At 74.3% G+C, this 18,620-nt stretch carries 16 protein-coding genes, 1 tRNA gene and 1 pseudogene; 3 read left to right on the plus strand and 15 right to left on the minus strand.

Features of this window, described 5'->3' with window-relative positions; genetic code table 11:
* Positions 1-20: 20 nt before the first annotated feature.
* The 6 genes and pseudogenes from ACIP9H_RS34420 to ACIP9H_RS34445 all read right to left on the minus strand — a co-directional run bounded on the left by ACIP9H_RS34420 (position 21) and on the right by ACIP9H_RS34445 (position 2,345).
* Positions 21-251: a hypothetical protein gene (locus ACIP9H_RS34420; RefSeq protein WP_401585741.1), complete on the minus strand. Its 231-nt coding sequence runs from the start codon at positions 249-251 to the stop codon at positions 21-23.
* Positions 252-357: 106 nt separating this feature from the next.
* A pseudogene (locus ACIP9H_RS34425) lies at positions 358-474 on the minus strand (pilus assembly protein); the annotation flags it as partial.
* Between the two features lie 124 nt (positions 475-598).
* A tRNA-Trp gene (locus tag ACIP9H_RS34430) sits at positions 599-673 on the minus strand.
* Between the two features lie 75 nt (positions 674-748).
* Positions 749-1,285: a hypothetical protein gene (locus ACIP9H_RS34435; protein WP_401585744.1), complete on the minus strand. Its 537-nt coding sequence runs from the start codon at positions 1,283-1,285 to the stop codon at positions 749-751.
* Positions 1,278-1,577, minus strand: a complete 300-nt coding sequence (locus ACIP9H_RS34440; protein WP_401585746.1) for an ATP-dependent Clp protease adaptor ClpS — start codon at positions 1,575-1,577, stop codon at positions 1,278-1,280. Before ACIP9H_RS34440 ends, ACIP9H_RS34435 begins: the two co-directional genes overlap by 8 nt.
* 117 nt (positions 1,578-1,694) lie before the next feature.
* Positions 1,695-2,345: an LAETG motif-containing sortase-dependent surface protein gene (locus ACIP9H_RS34445; protein WP_401963023.1), complete on the minus strand. Its 651-nt coding sequence runs from the start codon at positions 2,343-2,345 to the stop codon at positions 1,695-1,697.
* A gap of 441 nt (positions 2,346-2,786) precedes the next feature.
* Here ACIP9H_RS34445 and ACIP9H_RS34450 point away from each other — a divergent pair, with 441 nt between their 5' ends.
* On the plus strand, positions 2,787-3,014 hold the full coding sequence (locus tag ACIP9H_RS34450) for a DUF6480 family protein (protein WP_360908556.1): 228 nt from the start codon (positions 2,787-2,789) through the stop codon (positions 3,012-3,014).
* A gap of 26 nt (positions 3,015-3,040) precedes the next feature.
* On the opposite strand, the gene hemC is transcribed toward ACIP9H_RS34450, so the two are convergent.
* Both hemC and ACIP9H_RS34460 read right to left on the minus strand, forming a co-directional pair.
* Positions 3,041-3,976: a hydroxymethylbilane synthase gene (gene hemC / locus ACIP9H_RS34455; RefSeq protein WP_401585752.1), complete on the minus strand. Its 936-nt coding sequence runs from the start codon at positions 3,974-3,976 to the stop codon at positions 3,041-3,043.
* Between the two features lie 105 nt (positions 3,977-4,081).
* Positions 4,082-4,792, minus strand: coding sequence for a TetR family transcriptional regulator (locus ACIP9H_RS34460; protein ID WP_401585754.1), 711 nt, complete (start codon positions 4,790-4,792; stop codon positions 4,082-4,084).
* 177 nt (positions 4,793-4,969) lie between these two features.
* On the opposite strand from ACIP9H_RS34460, the gene ACIP9H_RS34465 reads away from it, so the two are divergent.
* Positions 4,970-6,427: an aldehyde dehydrogenase gene (locus tag ACIP9H_RS34465; RefSeq protein WP_401585757.1), complete on the plus strand. Its 1,458-nt coding sequence runs from the start codon at positions 4,970-4,972 to the stop codon at positions 6,425-6,427.
* On the opposite strand, the gene ACIP9H_RS34470 is transcribed toward ACIP9H_RS34465, so the two are convergent.
* A complete protein-coding gene (locus tag ACIP9H_RS34470) occupies positions 6,414-7,703 on the minus strand; it encodes an amidohydrolase (RefSeq protein ID WP_401585760.1) in 1,290 nt (429 codons plus the stop codon). The genes ACIP9H_RS34465 and ACIP9H_RS34470 overlap by 14 nt on opposite strands.
* A gap of 181 nt (positions 7,704-7,884) precedes the next feature.
* Between ACIP9H_RS34470 and ACIP9H_RS34475 the strand changes: the two genes are divergently transcribed.
* Positions 7,885-8,064 carry a thiazolylpeptide-type bacteriocin gene (locus tag ACIP9H_RS34475; RefSeq protein ID WP_319659509.1) on the plus strand — a complete coding sequence of 60 codons (180 nt, stop codon included), beginning with the start codon at positions 7,885-7,887 and terminating at the stop codon, positions 8,062-8,064.
* 71 nt (positions 8,065-8,135) lie between these two features.
* Here the strand turns inward: ACIP9H_RS34475 and ACIP9H_RS34480 are convergent, their stop codons facing one another.
* The 6 genes from ACIP9H_RS34480 to ACIP9H_RS34505 form a co-directional block, all read right to left on the minus strand.
* Positions 8,136-10,067, minus strand: coding sequence for a TOMM precursor leader peptide-binding protein (locus ACIP9H_RS34480; protein ID WP_401585763.1), 1,932 nt, complete (start codon positions 10,065-10,067; stop codon positions 8,136-8,138).
* The gene (locus ACIP9H_RS34485) at positions 10,064-10,825 is read right to left on the minus strand and encodes an ABC transporter permease (protein ID WP_401585766.1); all 762 of its coding nucleotides are present in this window, start codon (positions 10,823-10,825) and stop codon (positions 10,064-10,066) included. Before ACIP9H_RS34485 ends, ACIP9H_RS34480 begins: the two co-directional genes overlap by 4 nt.
* 2 nt (positions 10,826-10,827) lie before the next feature.
* Positions 10,828-11,742 (minus strand): ABC transporter ATP-binding protein, encoded by a 915-nt coding sequence (locus ACIP9H_RS34490; RefSeq protein WP_401586500.1) that lies wholly within the window; start codon positions 11,740-11,742, stop codon positions 10,828-10,830.
* A gap of 1,346 nt (positions 11,743-13,088) precedes the next feature.
* Positions 13,089-14,165, minus strand: a complete 1,077-nt coding sequence (locus ACIP9H_RS34495) for a lantibiotic dehydratase C-terminal domain-containing protein (protein WP_401585768.1) — start codon at positions 14,163-14,165, stop codon at positions 13,089-13,091.
* Positions 14,162-16,930: a lantibiotic dehydratase gene (locus ACIP9H_RS34500; protein WP_401585771.1), complete on the minus strand. Its 2,769-nt coding sequence runs from the start codon at positions 16,928-16,930 to the stop codon at positions 14,162-14,164. The genes ACIP9H_RS34495 and ACIP9H_RS34500 overlap by 4 nt, the downstream gene beginning before the upstream one ends.
* A complete protein-coding gene (locus ACIP9H_RS34505; protein WP_401585774.1) occupies positions 16,927-18,570 on the minus strand; it encodes a nitroreductase family protein in 1,644 nt (547 codons plus the stop codon). Before ACIP9H_RS34505 ends, ACIP9H_RS34500 begins: the two co-directional genes overlap by 4 nt.
* Between the last annotated feature and the right edge of the window lie 50 nt (positions 18,571-18,620).

Raw genomic sequence — 18,620 nt, forward strand, 5'->3', positions numbered from 1 at the left:
TCGTGCTGGCTAGAATGCCCCTAATGTGCCGTCTGGTTCGCGTCGTATCGCGGCAAGCATCTGGTGGTCCAGGCTGCTGCGGCGGCCCGGGCGGCTACTGGGTCGACGCGGATCGCCATGCCGGTGATCGCCGCGGCCGGGTCGAGGGCCTGCCCGCCGGCGCGGGCGGCCTCCAGCGCGAGGGCATCGGCTCGCTCCGTCGCGGACAGTTTGCCTCCGCCGCCCAGGACCAGGCCTGTGATGGCCGGCAACGCGACGGTGCACCGGCGGGGAACACCGCGATCCCGCCGCGCTCACCGTGGGCCCGTCCATGAGCCCGTTCTGTTCCGGCTCGTGGGGTGCACGTGGTGGTGTCCATCAGTGCCGCCTCGCGCGGTGCGCGTCAACGACGCCGGTGAACATGCTGGTCAGGGTCTTGGCTCCGGGAGCTCCGGGCAGCAGCAGATCCGACAGGTCGACGGTGCAGGAGACCGAGGGATGGGGCGAGCGTTCGCTTCGGGACGTCAGTCAGGTCTTGCCCGTGGTGGTGCCCGCTCGGACGCCGACGGGGCTCCCGGCGGTTCCGGCGCCGCAGAGGGCATGCGGTGCGCCGCTTCTGCAGGGGCGGCAGGATTCGAACCTGCGGCGTGCGGGTTTGGAGTCCGCTGCTCTGGCCGGGCTGAGCTACGCCCCTCGGTGCGCTCACTGTGGCACGGGAGCGCACCGGTGGGCCAAGGATTTACCGCCGCCTCCCGGTGGCCGCGTCCAATTACGGGCGTCCCGTGTCGCGTTCGTCGAGGGCGTCCATGAACTGCGCCATCAGCGATCCGACGAGCAGTCCCTCGGGGCCGAAGCCGGGCGGTGCGACGACGTCGGGCTCGCGGAGGTAGCTGCCCGGGACGTCGAGGGGCTGGCCGTCGCCGACCGCGATGCCGTCGAGTTCGGCCGCCCGCACGGCGACGTAGAGGCGGTTGAGCCATTCCAGCCACAGGTCCGCCGCCTCGTCGTCGAGCCGGGCGTGGACCACGGGGCCCGATGCCGCGAGGACGTCCGTGACGGAGCAGTCGGAGTCCGCGACGCGGTCGGCCACCCGGCCGCGCAGCGACTCGGCGGCGGCGTCGGCCTCCCAGCGCCGCAGCGGGTCGTCGGCCGCGTCCTGGGTGAGTTCGACGAGGTGGTCCGGCCCCTGCACGGGGCTCGGCGCGGCGGCGACGCGGTCGGCCAGCCGGAGAAGGGTGCGCGGCAGCGGCTGCCGCAGGGCGACGAGGATCGTGTCGCCGTCGCAGGTGAAGACGGAGTCAGCCATGCCGCACCGTCGCCCACAGGCTCGCCGCCATCAGGCGTGCGGCGACGACCTCGCACGCGTCGCGGTCGCCGTTGAAGACGGCCGTCCGGCCCTCGGCGTGGGCGAGCAGCATGAGCCGGCGCGCCTCGTCCTCGCTGACCGACAGGACGCGGACGAGGACACGGACCACGTATCCCATGAGGTTGACCGGGTCGTTCCACAGCAGCACCGCCCACGAGGACGGCGTGACGGTGTCGGCGTGTTCGTCGAGTGCCGTTCCTGAGGCGGGGGCGGACTGGGTCGGGGTGGTCACGGTGTCCTTCGGTCCTTCCGGGACGGGTCGGGGCGGCCGGAACAGCAACCGGGTGCCGGTCCTCCGTGCGGAGGAGCCGGCACCCGGGCCTATGAACGAGGTGTCGTGCGGGGCTCGTCAGTGACGGGCGGCGCGACGCTTGCGGTTCGCGAAGAGCAGACCGCCACCGGCGAGCAGCGCGACAGCCGCGGCACCGGCGAGGAGCGGGGTGGAGCTGGAAGCACCCGTCTCGGCGAGATCGGCGGCGGGCGAGGACTCGCCACCGGCCGGGGAGGGTGCCGCCTCAGAGGCACTCTGGCTCGCCTCGACGGTCGGGGTCGCGCTCGGCGCGGGCGACTCCGTGGTCGGGCTGGCCGACGGGGTCGCGCTCTGCGACGGGGTCTCCGGAGTCTGCGGGGGCGTGCCCTCGCAGGCGGGAGCGGTCTTCGTGTCGCTGAACGAGTACTGCTGGCCGTCGCCGGCCTTGACGACCAGGCTGACCTGAACCGCGCTGGTGTGCGGGGGCAGGGTCAGGTGCTCCTTCTTGAACGACGAGCCAAAGGTCTCGGTCGGCAGAAGGTCCTTGCCGTCCACGGTGATGGTCACCGTGTTCTCCACGCGGCCGTTGTAGGCCTCGAGGTCGACGACCGTCACCTCGGAGCAGCTCACCTCCCAGTTGGGAGTGTGCGCCGAGGCGGGCGCGGCGCAGAGGCCGAGCCCGATGATGCTGGTTGCTGCGGCCGCTATGAGCACGCCGGGGCGCGGCCGGAATCGGGGGGATTGGGTCACTGGATCTCCAGGCTGTCGTTATCCGATGCCATTGGCGCGCAGATTACTCTGTCGCGCCACACGTCCCTCAGGCGCCCCATAGGTTGACTTCCGTCAACTGTCGTGATGCCCGGCTCGCGTGTTTTCCGGTTTTCGGAGCGGCCTGCGCGGAATACGCCCGTTGCGTGAGGACTCGTCCGTGCCGCAGCCGGGCCCGGACGCGGCGCGCGCCGACAGGCCGCTCTCCGCGCGGGGTTGACCCCTCGACAGCGGACGGGGGCCCGCGGCGTACGGGGCGGCCGTCCAGTGGAATCCGCAGGTCATCGCCACCGCGACGGGCACGGTCCCGCCGCGCGGCCTACCATCGAAGGACAGGGGGGAGCGCGGCAGGGCCGCCGTCCCCGGGCGGGCCCGGGACGCCGCGGTCATCCGCACACCGGGAGCACATCGGGAGTGATAGGCATGGCGACCACGAACGACGGCCCCAAGCTCGCCCCGCAACTGCGGCCGCACCGTGAAGGCGTGCCGCCCACGCCCACTCCCCCGTGCGAGGGCAGCACCACGGCCGGTATCTCCTACACCGAGCCGCCGGAGGTGCGAACGGCGTGGGAGGTCGTCTCCCTCTTCCTGATCTTCGCCGTGGCGGCCCTCATCGCCGTCGGGCTGATCGCCCGGGTGGTGGCGCTGTAGCCGTTCCCTGACGGTACGTCAGCCTCTCAATGGGGGATGCTGTCGATCACTTCGCGCGCCCCCTGCCGCAGCAGGGCGACCGCGACCGAAGTGCCCAGTGTGGCGGGGTCCAGCGGGCCCGCCCATTCGTGGGCGTCCAGGACGGTCTTGCCGTCGGGCGAGAAGACGCGGGCTCGCAGGGAGAGGCGGCCGTCGCGCTCCGCGCGGGCGTAGCCGGCGATGGGGCTGTTGCAGTGGCCCTGGAGGACGTGGAGGAGCATGCGTTCCGCGGTGGTCTCGCGGTGGGTGTCGGGGTCGCCGAGGTCGCTGACGGCGTCGATGGTGGCGGAGTCGTCCTCGCGGCACTGAAGGGCCAGGACGCCCGCGCCGATGGGCGGGATCATCGCCTCGACGGGGAGGATCTCCGTGATGGCGCCGGTGCGGCCGATGCGTTCGAGGCCGGCGACGGCGAGCAGGAGCGCGTCGGCGTCGCCCTGCTCCAGCTTCTCCAGGCGGCGGTTGGCGTTGCCCCGCAGCGGTACGCATGTCAACTGGGGGTGCGAGGCCGCCAGTTGCGCGACGCGCCGGACGGACGAGGTGCCGATCCGGGTGCCGTCGGGGAGCGCGTCCAGGGTGAGGCCGCCGGGGTGCACGAGGGCGTCGCGGATGTCGTCGCGCTTGAGGAACGCGGCGAAGACGGTGCCCGCCGGGAGCGGGCGGTCGGCGGGGATGTCCTTCACGCAGTGCACGGCGAGATCGGCCCGGCCCTCCAGGAGCGCGGCGTCGACCTCCTTGGTGAACGCGCCCTTGCCGCCGAGCCGGCCGAGGTCGCCCATCCAGCGGTCGCCCGAGGTCGTCACGGGCACGACCTCGATGGCGATGCCGGGATGGAGCGCGGTCAGTTCGGCGCGGACCCGCTCGACCTGGGCGAGGGCCATGGGTGAGGAGCGGGAGACGATGCGGATGAGGTCAGGGACGGCCATGTGCCCACGGTACGGCGGCGGAGGCCGGCCCGGGCAACCGGGGCGAAGCCGCCACCCAGGGTGACGAATCCGGCTAAGCTGCGCGAGCCCGCGGCGGCCGGGCCCTCAGGGCGTCGCGTGCCCGCACAGGAGGCCCTTGAGGGCGGCGTGCAGCATGGTGCCGAGTGACTCGCCGAAGTTGACACGGGCCTCGGCGAGGCAGGGGTCCCCGGTGGCCTCGACGACCGCGGCCGAGGGGTTGGCGAACGGCCAGAGCCCGGCGGTCAGCACGACGGAGATCCGGGTTAGTTCCATCGCCGCGGGCTCGTCCAGGCCGGGCAGCCGGTCGCCCGCCATGCGGGCCAGCCGGGCGCGGTGGTCCGCCTCCCGGAGCTTGAACGCGCGGACGGACTCGACCGAGACGTTGCGCTCCAGGACCGCGGCCAGGATGCTCCACAGCTCGCACAGCAGCGGCCGGCGGGCGAGCGAGCCGGCCCAGGCCCGGGCGAGCGCGCCGGACGCGACGGGCGGCCCGTCCGGCCCCGGCACGGGCGGCAGTTCGTCCTCCAGGGCGTCGAGCCACTCGCCGATGGAGCGGTCGAGGAGTTCGAGGAAGACCGCCTCGCGGGTCTCGAAGTAGCGCACAACGTTGGACTTGGAGAGCCCGACGCGGCGGCTGAGTTCGCGCAGGCTGACCTCGGACGCGGGCATTTCGCGGAGCAGCGCCCCGGCGGCGTCGAGGATCGCCTCGCGGCGCTGCTCGCGCTGCTCCGGGCGGCGGGCGCGCTGGAACGCGGCGGTGCCCTGGTCCTGGTCCTGGGTCTCGGTCTGCGTCACGGTTCCGGTCCCCCTCTCCTCGGGCTTCCTCCGGCCGGTGTGGCCACCGTTACATCGTAACGGACCGCCGGAACTTTATTAACGGCCCAGCGGTCTGTTAACGTGGAGCACATAAGAGCCCACCGTCCCGTTATTTGGGACGGCTGCGGCGCACCCTCCCCTCAGGAGCGAACTCCCATGACCGCAACCCCGTCCGCCACCTCCTTCGACCGGCTGTTCATCGGCGGCCGCTGGACCGCCCCCGCCGGCGACGGCACCATCGAGGTCCGCTCGCCGCACGACGGGCGCCTGGTCGGCGTCGTCCCCGAGGCCGTCCCCGCCGATGTCGACCGGGCCGTGGCCGCCGCCCGCGAGGCCTTCGACCACGGGCCCTGGCCGCTGACGACGCCCGCCGAGCGCCGCGCGGTGATCAGCCGCTTCAACGAACTGCACACCGCGCGCGGCGAGGAGCTGGCCGCGCTCGTCACCGCCGAGAACGGCTCGCCCCTGTGGTTCACCCACTGGCTGCACAACGGCGGCATCGCCGAGCAGACGGCCGCGTACCTGCGGGCCTCGGAGGCGTTCGGCTGGGAGGAGGAACTGCCCTCCGCCGGCGCCGGCCGCACCCTGGTGCGGCGCGAGGCAGTCGGCGTCGTCGCCGCGGTCATCCCGTGGAACGCGCCGCACCAGTCGGCGCTGGCGAAGGTCGTCCCGGCGCTGCTCGCGGGGTGCACCGTGATCCTCAAGGCCGCGCCCGAGACCGCGGTGGACGCCCTGGTGCTCGGCGAGCTGTTCACGGAGGCCGGGCTGCCCGAGGGCGTGCTGAGCATCCTGCCCGCCGGGCGCGAGACCAGCGCGTACCTGGTCGCGCACCCCGGCGTGGACAAGATCGCGTTCACCGGCTCCACCGCGGCCGGCCGCGCGATCGCCTCCGTCGCCGGCGAGCAGCTCAAGCGCGTCAGCCTGGAACTGGGCGGCAAGTCCGCGGCCGTCGTCCTGGAGGACGCGGACCTCGCCACCGTCGCCGAGGGGCTGAAGTCGGCCTCGTTCGGCAACAACGGCGAGGCCTGCATCGCCCACACCCGCATCCTCGCGCCGCGCTCGCGGTACGAGGAGGTCGTCGCGGCGGTGGCGTCGATGATGGAGGGCATCACCGTCGGCGACCCCTCCGACCCGGCCACCTATCTCGGCCCGATGGTCCGCGCCGACCAGCAGGCGCGCGTGCGGTCGTACATCGACCTCGGGATTGAGGAGGGCGCCCGCCTGGTGACCGGCGGCCCCGGCATGCCGGAGGGCCTGGAGGACGGCTACTACGTGCGGCCCACGCTCTTCGCGGACGTCGACAACTCCATGCGCATCGCGCAGGAGGAGATCTTCGGCCCGGTCCTGGTCGTGATCCCCTTCGACGACGAGGACGACGCGGTGCGCATCGCCAACGACTCCCCGTACGGCCTCAGCGGCGGGGTGTGGACGGCGGACACCGAGCGCGGGCTCGCCGTGGCGCGGCGCATCCGCACCGGGACGTTCTCCGTCAACGGCGGTTTCGGCGGCTTCGACGGTCCGTTCGGCGGCTACAAGACCAGCGGCATCGGACGCGAGTTCGGTGCCGCGGGCCTCGGCCAGTACGTCGAGCAGAAGACCATCAGCGCGGCGTGACCCCGGGGCCGAGGAACGCCAGGGCGGCCGCCGTCAGGGCGGTGATGCCCGCGGGGACGGCCAGCCGCGGGTCGGTGCGGAAGTCCGGGGCGTGGTTCGGGGGCAGCGCCGCCATCTTCTCGGCGGCGCTGCCCCCGGGGGTCCCCGCCCACTGGCGGGGGCCGGTGCAGCCGAACATCCAGTAGGCGGTCCGGATACCGGGGACGCCGTGCAGAGCGGCCCCGGCGGGTCCGAACAGCGGGAAGTCCTCGGTGGCCGTCGACGCGGGCCACAGCGCCACGCGCCGTTCGCCGAGGGCCTGTTCGTGGGCGCGGCGCACCGTCTCCGCGGCCCCGGCGTCCGGGACGGTGGGAGGCGACTGGGCCAGCACCCGGACCGACGGCTCGCGCGGGCACCAAGAGGCCGCGCACTCGGCGGTGGCGATGCGCCGCACGGCGGACTCCACGCGGTCGAGGGCGGCATCGGTGAAGGCCCGCACCGAGACCTCCAGCGTCGCGCGGTCCGGGACGATGTTGCCCCGGACGCCGGCGTGCAGGGAGCCGACGGTGAGCACGACCTGCTCGGCCGGTGCGGTCTCCCGGGACACCACGGTCTGCAGCCGCAGCACGATCGCCGCGGCGGCGACGACCGGGTCCACCGCCAGATGCGGGGCGGCCGCGTGCCCGCCGGAGCCGTGCACGACCACCTCCAGCAGGCGGCTGCCCGCCAGCACCGGCCCGTGCGCGGGGGCGTGGGCGGCCATCCCGGCCGGCAGGGGCGCGGCGTGCTGGGCGAGCACGGCGTCGGGGGTGGCGAACCGCTCGTACAGGCCGTCCTCCAGCAGGGCGCGGGCGCCGCTCAGGGTCTCCTCGGCGGGCTGGCCGACGACCATGAGCGTGCCCGACCAGTGGGCCGCGGCGCCCGCCAGCAGGTCCGCGGTGCCCGTCAGGCAGGCGAGGTGCAGGTCGTGGCCGCAGGCGTGCATGACGCCGGGGCGCTCGCTGGCCCATGCGAGGCCGGTGCTCTCCTGCACGGGCAGCGCGTCGAGTTCGGCGCGGAGCATGACCACGGGTCCGGGGCGGTTGCGCAGCAGGCCCACCACGCCGTGCCCGCCGACGCCGCCGGCGGTCTCGTAGCCGGCGGCGGTCAGGCGGGCGGCGACGCGGGCCGCCGTGCGCTCCTCGGCGCCGGAGAGCTCGGGGTGGCGGTGGATGTCGAGATGGTCCTCGACGGCCGCGCGCAGCACGCCGGGCAGGCCGTCGAGGACCGCGGTGGTGGCGGGGGCGGTGGGGTGCACGCCGGGCTCCTTGAGGAAGACGTAGAGCTGAAGGGACCTGACAGCGAGGTGACAGCGGGACGTGGGCGGATCTGCCAGTGGGGGTCGTTAGAAATGACTCCGGTACAGCGCACGGGTGTTCGCTCGTCCCACCCGGGCCTGGGCCGCCGCTCCCGCCACGTTCACGTTGAGGAGGACCACCATGTCGCCGCAGCCGAAGTCCCTCGCGTCGCTTGCCGACGAGATCCTGGAGCTCGAGTCCGAGACCTTCGAGATCACCGACTACTCCGACGCCAGCGAGGTCATGCTGGGCTCGTCCACCAGCTGCAGCAGCACCAGCACCTGCAGCAGCACCACCAGCACCACCAGCTGCACGGCCTGACCCGGCCCTCGGCCCCCTGCCCGGCGGTTCGCGCCGCCGGGCAGGGGGCTTCGCCGTGCCCGCCCCGGCGATCAGGGGAACGGGTGCGGCACGCGGCGCAGTTCGGCGCCGGCGAGGTCGGTCTCCCGCAGCCCGGCCCGGCGGAAGGCCGTACGCAACCGGGGCATGCGCAGGGCGCGTTGCCGGGACCAGCCGAAGTCGATCGGCAGCAGGCCGGGCACCAGCGTGCACACCGTCCGCAGGCCCATGCGCGCCTGTTCGGGTGTGGTCTGGTCGACGGCGATGACGTCGAAGCCCGCCCCGGCGAGCAGGTCCCGGCACAGCGCGACGTCGTCGCGGAGGTCGCCGGTGCGCGGGCGCATCCGCTCCCATTCGGTGTGCAGCTCCCGCAGCGGCCGTACGGCGGCCGGTTCGAGGTAGCTCGCGGCATGCCGGGCCATATCGGGCAGCCCGAACAGCGCCGCGTGGTCGGGCAGCCGGCGCACGAGGCTGAAGTCCTCTGCCATGGCGGCCAGTTCGTCCGGGCGTTCGCGGACCTGCCCGGGCAGGTGCGGGATGTAGGTGAGGATCTCGGAGACGGCGGACTCCACGGCCGTCTCCGGGTCGAAGGCGGCACCCGCGGCGAACGCCAGGGTGCCGGGGCCGCCGTCGCGGCGGACCGCAAGTCCGGTGGCGACCGGCACCGGCAGGTCGACGCGGTTGTCGAAGACGTGCACGTCGTAGCCCTGGAGCGCCGCCCGGTCGACCATGGCGCGGGTCGTGCCGCGGGCGAGCGACCCGAGGTCGATCTCGGTCAGCGGCGCGTTGCCGTACCATCCGAGCAGGAAGGCGTCGCGCTCGATGAGTTCGAGCAGCCCGAACAGGATCGCCTCCTCCAGGCAGCTGCCGATGGCGCAGCCGTTGGAGCACTCGAAAACGAAGTTGTCGGCGGCCAGGCCCGCGCTGTAGTGCACCAGGCGGGCCGGGACGAGGACGGGCCGTTCGTCGCGCAGCGACCAGCCCTCCACCCAGGGGATCGGCCGGTCGGGGGCGAACGGGCTGAGCAGAGGGTCGTCGCGGTAGGTCTCCGGCGCGTACAGGCCGCACTCGCGCGGGTCGAGGGCGCGGTCCCCGAGGGTGTCCCAGGCGGCGGTGATGAGTGGCGCGCGGCGCCGGCGGTGGGTGCCCGCGTAGCGTTCCAGGCCCTCCAGGAAGGCCAGGTCGCGGCTGGCCCGGAAGGAGTTGGCCTGGCCGCTCCAGGTGACGTCGGTCAGGCCCGCGTAGCCGCGCATGAAGACGCTGCCCGCGACCGGCGCGGTGGTCGGGGACTTGACGTCGGTCCAGGTCGCGGCGCCGAGCACACCGCAGACCGGGTTGGCGAGGGCCTGGGCGGGGAGTTCGTACGAGCGCGGGGAGCGCAGGCGGTAGGCGTCCGGCGCGGGCTTGGGGCGGGGGACGGTGCCGATCGGCGCCGGCACCGCCTCGTCGGCCGGGGCGCAGTGCGGGCACAGCGGTTCGCGCAGCAGCGGCACCGCCGCGACCTGGAGGGTGGCCAGGTCGAGCCGGACGACGCGGGGCAGGGGCCCGTCGGCGCGGCGGGCTGACGCGGCGGCGTACAGGGACGCCACGGCGTCGACGACGTACTCCGGCAGCACCGGCCACCGCCCCGCCGCGCCCGCGGAGGTGCCGGTCTCCCAGGCCTCGCGCTCGGAGCGGGTGCGCAGCCGCTGCCAGCGCATCGCCAGGCACTGTCCGCAGGCGTCCTCGGCGGGGTCGGTGCCGCCGAACGGGCCGATGAGGACGGCGTCGTGGGCGAGGTGGACGCGGGCGCCGGGCCGGCGGTCCCCGTGGGGGTCGCGGCCGGGGTTGAGGGTGTCGACGGCGCCGAGCGGCACCACGTCCGGGACGGCCGCGGGCAGGCGGGCGGCGAGGGCGTCCCGCAGGGCGCGGGCCGCGGTGTCGGTGGGCGTGCCGGGCAGGTCCGGCGGCGGGGCCGCGGGCGCGGCGGCGGGTTCGGCGGTCATCCCCGGTTGCTCCAGCGGAAGATCCGGGCCGCGACGAGCGCGAACAGGACGGCGAAGCCGACGAGTCCGGCGCAGGCGAGGCCGAGGTCGGAGGCGCTGCCGTGGTGGGTCTGCGAGAGCACGCCCAGGATGCCGTCGTTGAAGTAGCGCAGCGGCAGGGCGAGCGCGATGTCCCGCAGCCAGCCGGGCATCAGGTCGCTGGGGTAGAACGACCCGGACAGGAACGCCATCGGCACCATGATGCAGTTGGCGATGGCGGCGACGGCCTCGGGCGTGTTGGCGAGGCTGCCGACGACCAGTCCCAGCGCCATGAACGTGGTGATGCCGAGGACCAGCACCGGGATCACCAGCGGCCAACCGGAGGCGAGTTTCAGCCCGAACAGCGGCAGCAGGGCGACGCCGACGAACAGCGCGGCCTGCACCAGGCCCACGCCGATGGCGATGGCGTAGCGGGAGGCCAGCACGGACGGCAGCGAGGTGGGCGTGCGCCAGATCAGCCGGAGGATGTCGTCGCGGCGCCAGTGCATCATCGTGAACGCCACGCCGAACATGGCCGCGTTGCCGACGCCCCAGGACAGCACGCCGGGCGCGATGTAGTTGATGTACGGGGGGCCGCCGTCCTCGACGGTCTGGCCCTTGAAGATCAGCCCGAACACGACGAGGAAGATCAGCGGGAAGGCGAAGGTGAAGAAGACGGTGGTCTGGTCCCTGACGTAGGCGCGGTAGTTGGCCTTGGTCAGTGCTGCGTACGCGCTCACGGTCAGTGCTCCGATCCGGTCAGGGCGAGGTAGGCGTCCTCAAGGGTCGCGGTGCGGGTCTGCACCGCGTCCGGTCCCGCGATGTCGTTCACGGCGACGATGACCTGTCCGGCCACGCGGGTCTCCATGACCACCTCGCCGCCCTCGACCTCGGCGCGGTCCACGCCCTCGATGGCGCGGGCGCGTTCGACGGTGATGCGGTCGGCGGGGACCAGGACCCGCGTGGGGGCCTTCAGGGAGCGGACCAGGTTGGCGGGCGTGTCGAGCGCGATGACCTTGCCGGCCGACATGATCGCGACACGGTCGCAGAGCGCCTCGGCCTCGTCCAGGTGGTGGGTGGTGTGGACGATGGTGCGTCCCTCGCGCTTCAGCTCGCGCAGCACGGTCCACAGCGAGCGGCGGGCCTCGGGGTCGAGGGCGGCGGTGGGCTCGTCCAGCATGATGAGTTCGGGGTCGTGGACGAGCGCGGTGGCGATGGCGAGCCGCTGGCGCTGGCCCCCGGAGAGGTTGTCGACGCGGGTGCGGGGCTGCGCGGACAGGCCCACCAGGTCCAGGGCGCGGACGGCGGCCTCGGGGCCGAGGCCGTAGAGGACGGCGACGGTCTCCAGGTGCTCCAGGGCGGTGAGCCGGGTGAAGAACGCGGAGGCCTGGGTCTGGACGCCCAGGCGCCGCAGCAGCGCGGTGTTGCGCGGCCACGGGGAGGCACCGAGGACCGAGACGGTGCCGCTGTCGGCGCGGCGCAGTCCCTCGACCATCTCGATGAGGGTGGTCTTCCCCGCGCCGTTCGGCCCGAGGATGCCGAAGAACTCGCCGCGGTGCACGGTGAACGACACCCCGTCCACGGCCTGGATTGGGCCGTAGCGTTTGTGCACGTCGTCGATCACCACGGCCTCGGGGGCCGTGTCCACTGCCGTCATCTGCCGTTCCCTTGCTGTGTGTGCCGTGTGGGGGTCGTCGCCGGAGGGGGTGGTGCTGGTGCCGGGGGGCGCGGCGGCGTCCGGTGCCGTCGGCTCCCCGTCCTGGGAGGTGTGCGCGGTACGCCTGGCGCGGGCGGCCAGGCCGAGCCGCCGGAGCACGGCGGCGGCCACGAGGAGGAGCACGGGGGCCGCGCCGGCCAGGGCACCGTACCGGTCGGCCAGCCACCGTCCGGCGGCGGCCAGGACGGCCGCGGCCGTGCCGGTGGTGAGGGCTCCGGCCAGCAGTCCGTAGAGCGTGTAGGCCGCCCGGGCCCGGCGCGGGTAGGCGTTCGTGCCCGGCCCGCGACCGAACCGTCCGGCCACGGCCTGGGCGAGGAAGGTGCGGCTGCCGGCGGCCAGTTGCCCGATGCCGAGGGCGTAGCCGAGCAGCTTGTAGCCGTCGAGCGGGGGCAGCGGGACGAGGTTGGCCAGCGCCACCGCGACGCCGAGGAGCAGCGTCCCGCCGAGGGCGTAGTGGGTGGGGCCGTCGTCCGGCGCCCAGGCCCACAGCGGCCAGAACGGCAGCAGGAAGACAAGGTTGGCCGCGGGTCCCGCGGCGGCGGTCGCCACCTGGTGGCGGCGCCTGGCGAAGAACGCCACGTCCTGCACGAGGCAGTACAGATAGGTGACGGGCAGCCGCCAGCGCAGCCCGATCTCCGCGACGGTGCCGCCGAAGGCCCGCCCCACCAGGCCGTGCGCGAGCTCGTGCAGGGCCAGGCTCACCCACAGCACGACGCCGACCGCCATCAGCAGCACGGGGCGCTGAGCGAGTTGGGTCACGTCGTGGACGAGGGTGCCCAGGCGCACGGACAGGTGGACGAGCATGCCGAGGACCAGGACCAGCAGTGTGCCCAGGAAGGCCGGGGTGCGGGCGAAGGCGGTGCGCCGGTGCAGGGTCTCGATGAGCGCGCCGGCGTCGGACGCCATGCGCACATGGCCGTTGAGCAGCGTGGACCTGCCGTCCTGCACGCGCGGGGCGGGGGCGGGCGCGGCCGGTTCCGGGAGCGGGCCGCCGTCCAGCAACCGGCGCGCGCCGAAGAGCCCGAGGATCTGCTGCCAGCGGGCGTCGTCGAGGCGGGCGCCGAACTCGTGGGCGTAGGCCTCGCCGATGGCGCCGAGGGTCTGTTCGCCGTCGAGCCGGGACAGGACGAAGAACTCCTTGTGCCGCAGCTCGAACCGGCGGCCGCCGACCGGGTCCTTGAGGGGGTGGACGGGCGTCGTGCCGCGCAGCACGGACGGCCCGATCAGCAGGTCGGGCCGCCGCCGCGGCCGCAGCCCGAGCAGGTCGGGCAGGTCCGGCGGTGCGGTCACCGCTCCCCCTCGGGCGTGCCGGTGCCCTCGCGCAGGGCGCGGGCGAGCACGTAGGCGAGGAACGCCTCGTCGCGAATGGTGACCGAGAGCCGGTTGTTGGTCATGTGCATGTATGGGGACATGAGCATCGCCAGCGCCCGGCCCGGCTCGGTGACCCCGAACTCCTCGTCGCCGCTCCAGGACCGGAAGACCAGCTCGCCACCGGCGGCCAGCTCCCGCACCCGGTCCGCCAGTTCACGGCAGTGCCGCGCCCAGCCGCGCAGGAAGCCGGGGAGTTCGTCCTCGGCGCCGGCGGCGACGGCGGACCGGACCCCGGCGAACCGGCGGCCGAGTTCGCTGCCCATGTCGCCGAAGGCGCGGTCGTAGCCCCTGCGGGCGGTGAACTCGGTCTCGGAGAACGCGCCGTCCCAGAAGGCGTGGTAGCGCTCCAGGAAGTGCGCCAGCTCCTCGTCGTCCGCCAGGAAGGAGGCCGACATGACCATCATGAGCTGCGCGGCCGTGCCCAGCAGGACGGTGCGCACATGCAGGTTCATCGTGCGCAGGGCCTCGACCACCAGCTCGCTGGAGCGCTGGAAGTGCCATTCGGCGAGCGCGACGCCCGCCGGGCCGCCGTACTTGCCGTACTCCGGCTCGTAGGGCTCCACGCCGGCGGAGTTGTTGTCCCGCAGGAGCATCCGCCCGTCCGGGCCGACCAGCCGGTCGCGCTGCTCGCGCGGGTACTCCAGCTCGAACAGCTGGTTGTACAGGTCGGCGAGGAAGCCCGCCTTGACCTCGTACAGGGCCGGGCGGGTGGCGAGGAAGTCCTGGACGGCCCGCAGCGCGCGCTCGCCGACCTCTTCGGCGACGGCCTCGGAGGACGGCTTCAGGCGCAGCCGCACGTGCGGTCCCTGGAGCCAGTAGTTGATGAAGAACCACCCCGACAGCAGCCCCTCGGACTCGAGTCCGGCGACCAGCGGCCGGACGCAGTCCAGCAGCAGCGGGCGCGGGCTGGCGGCGTAGAAGACGTGCAGTGCCTGCCATTCGCCGGGGGCGGCCCCGGTGGCGGCGGCACCTGTCTGCGCGGGTGAGGTCATGACCGCTCACCGTGTCCTTCCTCGTCGGGTACGGGGTGTGCCGGGGCGGCGGGGAACATCTCGACGGCGAGTTCGGCGACGTGCCGGCCGCGGGCGGTGCGGACGTGGAGGTCGTCCTCCGCCGGCAGCATCTCCTCCAGGACGACGCGTCCGGCGCGCTCCTTGAGCAGGCCCTCCAGGGCGACCAGGCTCAGGGGGCTGTCGAAGTCGACGTAGTGCGGCTTGGAGCCGCCGCCCGCCCAGCCGCCGCCCGCCGCGCCCCGCGGGGCGTGCACGGTGGCGAACACCCGGGCGGGGAGGCCGTGTTCGCGCCGCCAGCGCTGCCAGGCCAGGAACCAGCCGGAGTCGTCCTGCCCAGCGGGCCGGACGGGCAGGGCTGCGGCCTCGGCGGTCCAGCTGCGCCGGCTGAGCACCACGGACCCGTGCCGTACGCGGGGCCGGGCGGTGACCCCGCCGGTGGCGGGCGCCTCGGGCACGCCGGTCCACACGTCGAGGGCGGTCTTGGAGGTCGGGGAGAGCAGCAGCAGGGTGCGGGGGATCTCCGGGAGCACCATGGGCACCAGGTAGCCGAGGTAGAGCGGGAGGACCTCCTTGCCGAGCCGCCGGGAGCGCACGACGAGGCGGTCCTCGGCGGCGTCGTGCTCCACGTACAGGTCGTCCAGGTGGATGCGCTGCTCGGGCGGGGCGGAGCCGGTCTCGCCGGGACACAGGATCTGATAGTCCGTCATGCGTCCGTGGAGATTGAGGTTCGTGGTCGCCGAGCCCGCGGTGATCTCCGCGAAGACCGCGCCCTCCGGCTGCGCCGCGCGCAGGTCCGCCAGAAGTGCCGCCGACAGTCCCGGGGTGTCGCCCGCGGTGTCGAAGCAGTGGGTGAAGCGGGTGAAGGGGAAGCAGAGGCCGCCGTAGGAGCCGTTGAGGACGACGAGGGGGTCCTCCTCCCGGGCGGCGAGCTGGAGGAAGTGGCTCTGCGCGGCGAAGCCCTCGGCGAGCGGCAGGAGTTCGGCCGCGACCTCCGCCACGAACACCTCGTCCAGCCGCAGTTCCCCCGCGCCCGGTGGAAGGTCCTGCCACAGCGCGCGCATCCGGGTCACGAAGGCGGCGCGGGCCCGGTCCAGGGCGGCGATCTGCGGCAGCCCGAGCCAGTTCTCCTCCGGGGCGTGGCCCTGCGCGGGGTCGTGCGGGCCGCGTTGCGAGGTGAACAGCAGGTACTGCTCGAAGAGGTCCTCGTGGAAGTCGTGGACGAGGCGCAGCAGGTCGTCGCAGCGGCCCCCGCTGCCGTAACGGGCCAGGAAGAAGCCCTTGAACGTGAGCCGCTGCGCCAGGGAGACGTCGAAGGCGGGCAGGATGCGCGCCAGCGACCGCAGCGGGCCGGCGGCGAGCTCGGTCCAGGTGCGCGCGTCGGCGGTCACGGGTTCCGCGCCGGCTCGCGCGTCCTCGTACAGCAGCGTCTGCGGCAGGGTCGTGCCGGAAGCGCCGAGGGACTCCACGAGCGCGGGCAGGTCCCGCCTGAGACCCGCCAGCAGTTCGCGGCGGCGGGCGAGCGGCGCGGCGGCGTAGGCGTCGACGGCCGCGGCCACGCCGTCCAGGCGGGCGGCGACGTCCAGCGCCCAGGGGCGGCCGACATCGCGCAGCGCGGCCTGGAACGCCCGCACCGGGTCGGGGCTGTGCACGTCGGGGTAGAGGCCGTCGAGCTGCACCATGCCCAGTTGCAGCAGTGCCGACAGGTAGCGCTCGGCGTCCTCCTGACTGGCGTCGCGCTCGGTGGTCAGCCAGGACGTGAGGTCCCGGTGGCGCAGCCGGGGCCGCTCGCGCAGCAGGGCGAGCAGCCCTTCGAGCGCGCCGCTGCGGCGCAGGAAGAACAGCCGGTCGCGGGCGGCGTCGAAGCTGACGGGGGCGCTGTCGTCGCCGGCGGTCACCGACCGGCGGACGAAGCGCACCCGTTCGTCGTCCAGTTCCCAGCCCGAGGCCGGGCCGACGAGCAGGTCGCCGCGCCGTTCGGGGTCGGCCGCGACGGCCTCGGCGATGCGGCGCAGGACGACGACGTTGAGGCGGGCGTGCCCGGTCCAGCGCTCGGCGACCTCGATGCCGCCCGAAGGGTCCGCCTCCGGCCCGAACGCGCCGAGCGCGACGCCGGTGAAGGTGCTGAAGGGGCTGGTCTTGCAGGCCGTGCGGTACAGGTAGGCGAGCAGCGACCGCTCGATCTTGCGGCCGCGTTTGCCGGACGCGGACGCGTCGCCCCGGATGTACGCGTCGAGCTGCCCGTCGAGCGTCGGGGAGGCCAGCAGCAGGCCCAGGCGCAACTGGTCGGAGCCGGCGAGTCCGCGCAGTGCGTCGCGCCCGCGGGCGAACTCCTCCGCCAGCAACCCGGGCCCCTTGGCGTGCAGTTCGGCCAGGTTCCGGCGCTCATGCAGCCAGTCGGCCAGGTCGCGGCCCGCGGGACCGTCGAGGCGGGCGGCGAGGCCGAGCGCGGCGGGCACGTCCTGCGGGAGCCGGTTGTTGAACACGGCGCGCCGCAGGCGCAGCACCTCGCGGCGCATGACCTCGTCCTCGTTGCCGTCGACGACCGCGGCGAGCGGGTCGCTGAGGCGCGCGCCGAGTTCCCGCAGGCGGGCCTCCTCGGCCAGCACCTCGTCGGCCCAGCCGCGGGCGGCAGGGCTGCGCAGCGCTTCGGCCGCCTCCACGGGCAGGCCGGCCAGGCGCATCATGAAGCGCGGGGAGAGCGCCGCGGCGGGCACGAGCCCCGGCGGGGTGAGCGAGGTGGTCACCGGCCCTCGTCCTCCTGAGTCGGGCGCTGAGTGCGCTGCGCGGGGTCGTGGGCGAGGTCGTAGTGGAAGTCGGCCGGGCGCGGCCGCTCGTTGCCCACCAGCATCAGCAGCAGGGGCAGTTCGCCCGTCCCGGTCAGGCCCAGTTCCTCGGCGAAGGCCACGCTGTCGAAGCCGAGCGCCACGCCGCACGCGGTGCCGGAGGCGGCCGCGGCGGTGTAGACGGCCTGCGCGGCCGCCCCGATGGCGGCGCTGACCAGCCGGTAGCCGCGCTCGCCGACGGCGTCGAGCACGTGGTGGGTGCGGATCGCGGGGACGACGGCGGCGGCGGCCTGCTCCAGGTTGTAGTTGTTGAGGAAGTAGTGCGCCTGGAGGAAGGGCCCGGGTGCGCCCGGTTTGATCAGGCGCAGTTCGTCCGTGTCGGGGTCGAAGGCGTAGGTGCCCTGAGGCACGCCCTCGACGTGGTTGACGAAGACGTACAGCGACGCGAGCCGGGGCCCGCCGGGCGGGGTGGCGTCCGTGGTGAGTTCCGTTCCGGCCGCGGCGGCCCGCAGGGCGGCGGTGAGGTGGGCGGCCGACAGCGGCCGCAGGCCGGTGAACCGCCCGAAGCTGCTGCGCCGGGAGCGCAGGGCGCGGCGGACGCTCAGGTCCATGGGCGCCGCGGGCGGCAGCGGTACCCGTTCGCCGCCGGAGGGCACCGCGGGGGCGGCGGCTTCCGCCAGCGCGCCGGGCGCGGGGCGCTCCGCCGCGTGGCGGGTGGTGGCGCGGTGCACCGTGCGCACGGTGTCGAAGGCGATGACCCGGCGGGACCGCTCCTGCTCGGCGCGGTGGACACCGGCGGTGCGGGAGGCGGACGGGATGCCGTCGCGGGCGGGGACGGCGCCCTCCCAGCGCAGCGGCACGACCGCGAAGACGCCCTCGTCGTCCGCGTCCGCGCCGAGCAGCCGGCCCAGCCGCGGCTCGTCGAACCACAGGACGGGGTCGATCCGCAGGCCGCGGGCCCGCGCCCACATGCTCCAGGTCTGGAGCAGCGCGCCGAGGTCCATCGTCACCACGTGGTAGGCGAAGCTGTTGTACTTGAACGCGTTCTGCCAGAACTTGACGCCGAGGACGAGGAACTGGTCGGCGTCCCGGTGCAGTCCGGCGTCGCCGATCGCCGCCCTGACCTCCCCGGTGACGTCCCCGGTCAGCAGCCGCTGCACGGCGTGGTGCTGCGGCGAGTAGTGGTGGACGCCGGGGGTCAGCGGGCCCGAGGCACCGGAGACCCAGTGCACGCCCACGGGGTAGAGGCCGCCGCCCGAGGCCGTACCGCGCGACCAGTTGGCCTGGGTGTACATCGGCAGCGTTCCCAGGTCGGTGTTGGCCTGCACGGCGAGGCGGCGGCCGACCAGCCCGTAGGAGTCCCGGAGCATGCCGCCGAGCAGCGGCAGGGTGAAGGGTGCGTCGCCGGGCGGACCGGTCAGGCCGCGGCCGACGCCGGCGTCCTCGGGGAAGTCGCCGTCGGGCAGCGGGAAGCGCTCGGCCCCGGGGTAGAACTTCTCCTTCCGGGGGCGGTCCGCCCAGTCGGGCACGAAGTCGGCGGGCTCCATCGCGACCCGGCCGCGCCGCATCACCGCGGTCGCGTACTCATGGGTGTCCCCCATGTCCGTTCCTCTCTGTCCGTGGTCTGTCTGTGGCGGCGTCGGCCGCGCCG

Source organism: Streptomyces sp. NPDC088732, assembly GCF_044751205.1.
In the GTDB taxonomy this organism is placed as follows: domain Bacteria; phylum Actinomycetota; class Actinomycetes; order Streptomycetales; family Streptomycetaceae; genus Actinacidiphila.

Bases quoted from the DNA above. Each gene is read 5' to 3' on its own strand.
- ACIP9H_RS34505 (WP_401585774.1), bottom strand. From the start codon at position 18,570: ATGGGGGACACCCATGAGTACGCGACCGCGGTGATGCGGCGCGGCCGG.
- ACIP9H_RS34495 (WP_401585768.1), bottom strand. From the start codon at position 14,165: ATGACCTCACCCGCGCAGACAGGTGCCGCCGCCACCGGGGCCGCCCCC.
- ACIP9H_RS34450 (WP_360908556.1), top strand. From the start codon at position 2,787: ATGGCGACCACGAACGACGGCCCCAAGCTCGCCCCGCAACTGCGGCCG.
- ACIP9H_RS34435 (WP_401585744.1), bottom strand. From the start codon at position 1,285: ATGGCTGACTCCGTCTTCACCTGCGACGGCGACACGATCCTCGTCGCC.
- ACIP9H_RS34475 (WP_319659509.1), top strand. From the start codon at position 7,885: ATGTCGCCGCAGCCGAAGTCCCTCGCGTCGCTTGCCGACGAGATCCTG.
- ACIP9H_RS34480 (WP_401585763.1), bottom strand. From the start codon at position 10,067: ATGACCGCCGAACCCGCCGCCGCGCCCGCGGCCCCGCCGCCGGACCTG.
- ACIP9H_RS34490 (WP_401586500.1), bottom strand. From the start codon at position 11,742: ATGACGGCAGTGGACACGGCCCCCGAGGCCGTGGTGATCGACGACGTG.
- ACIP9H_RS34465 (WP_401585757.1), top strand. From the start codon at position 4,970: ATGACCGCAACCCCGTCCGCCACCTCCTTCGACCGGCTGTTCATCGGC.
- hemC (WP_401585752.1), bottom strand. From the start codon at position 3,976: ATGGCCGTCCCTGACCTCATCCGCATCGTCTCCCGCTCCTCACCCATG.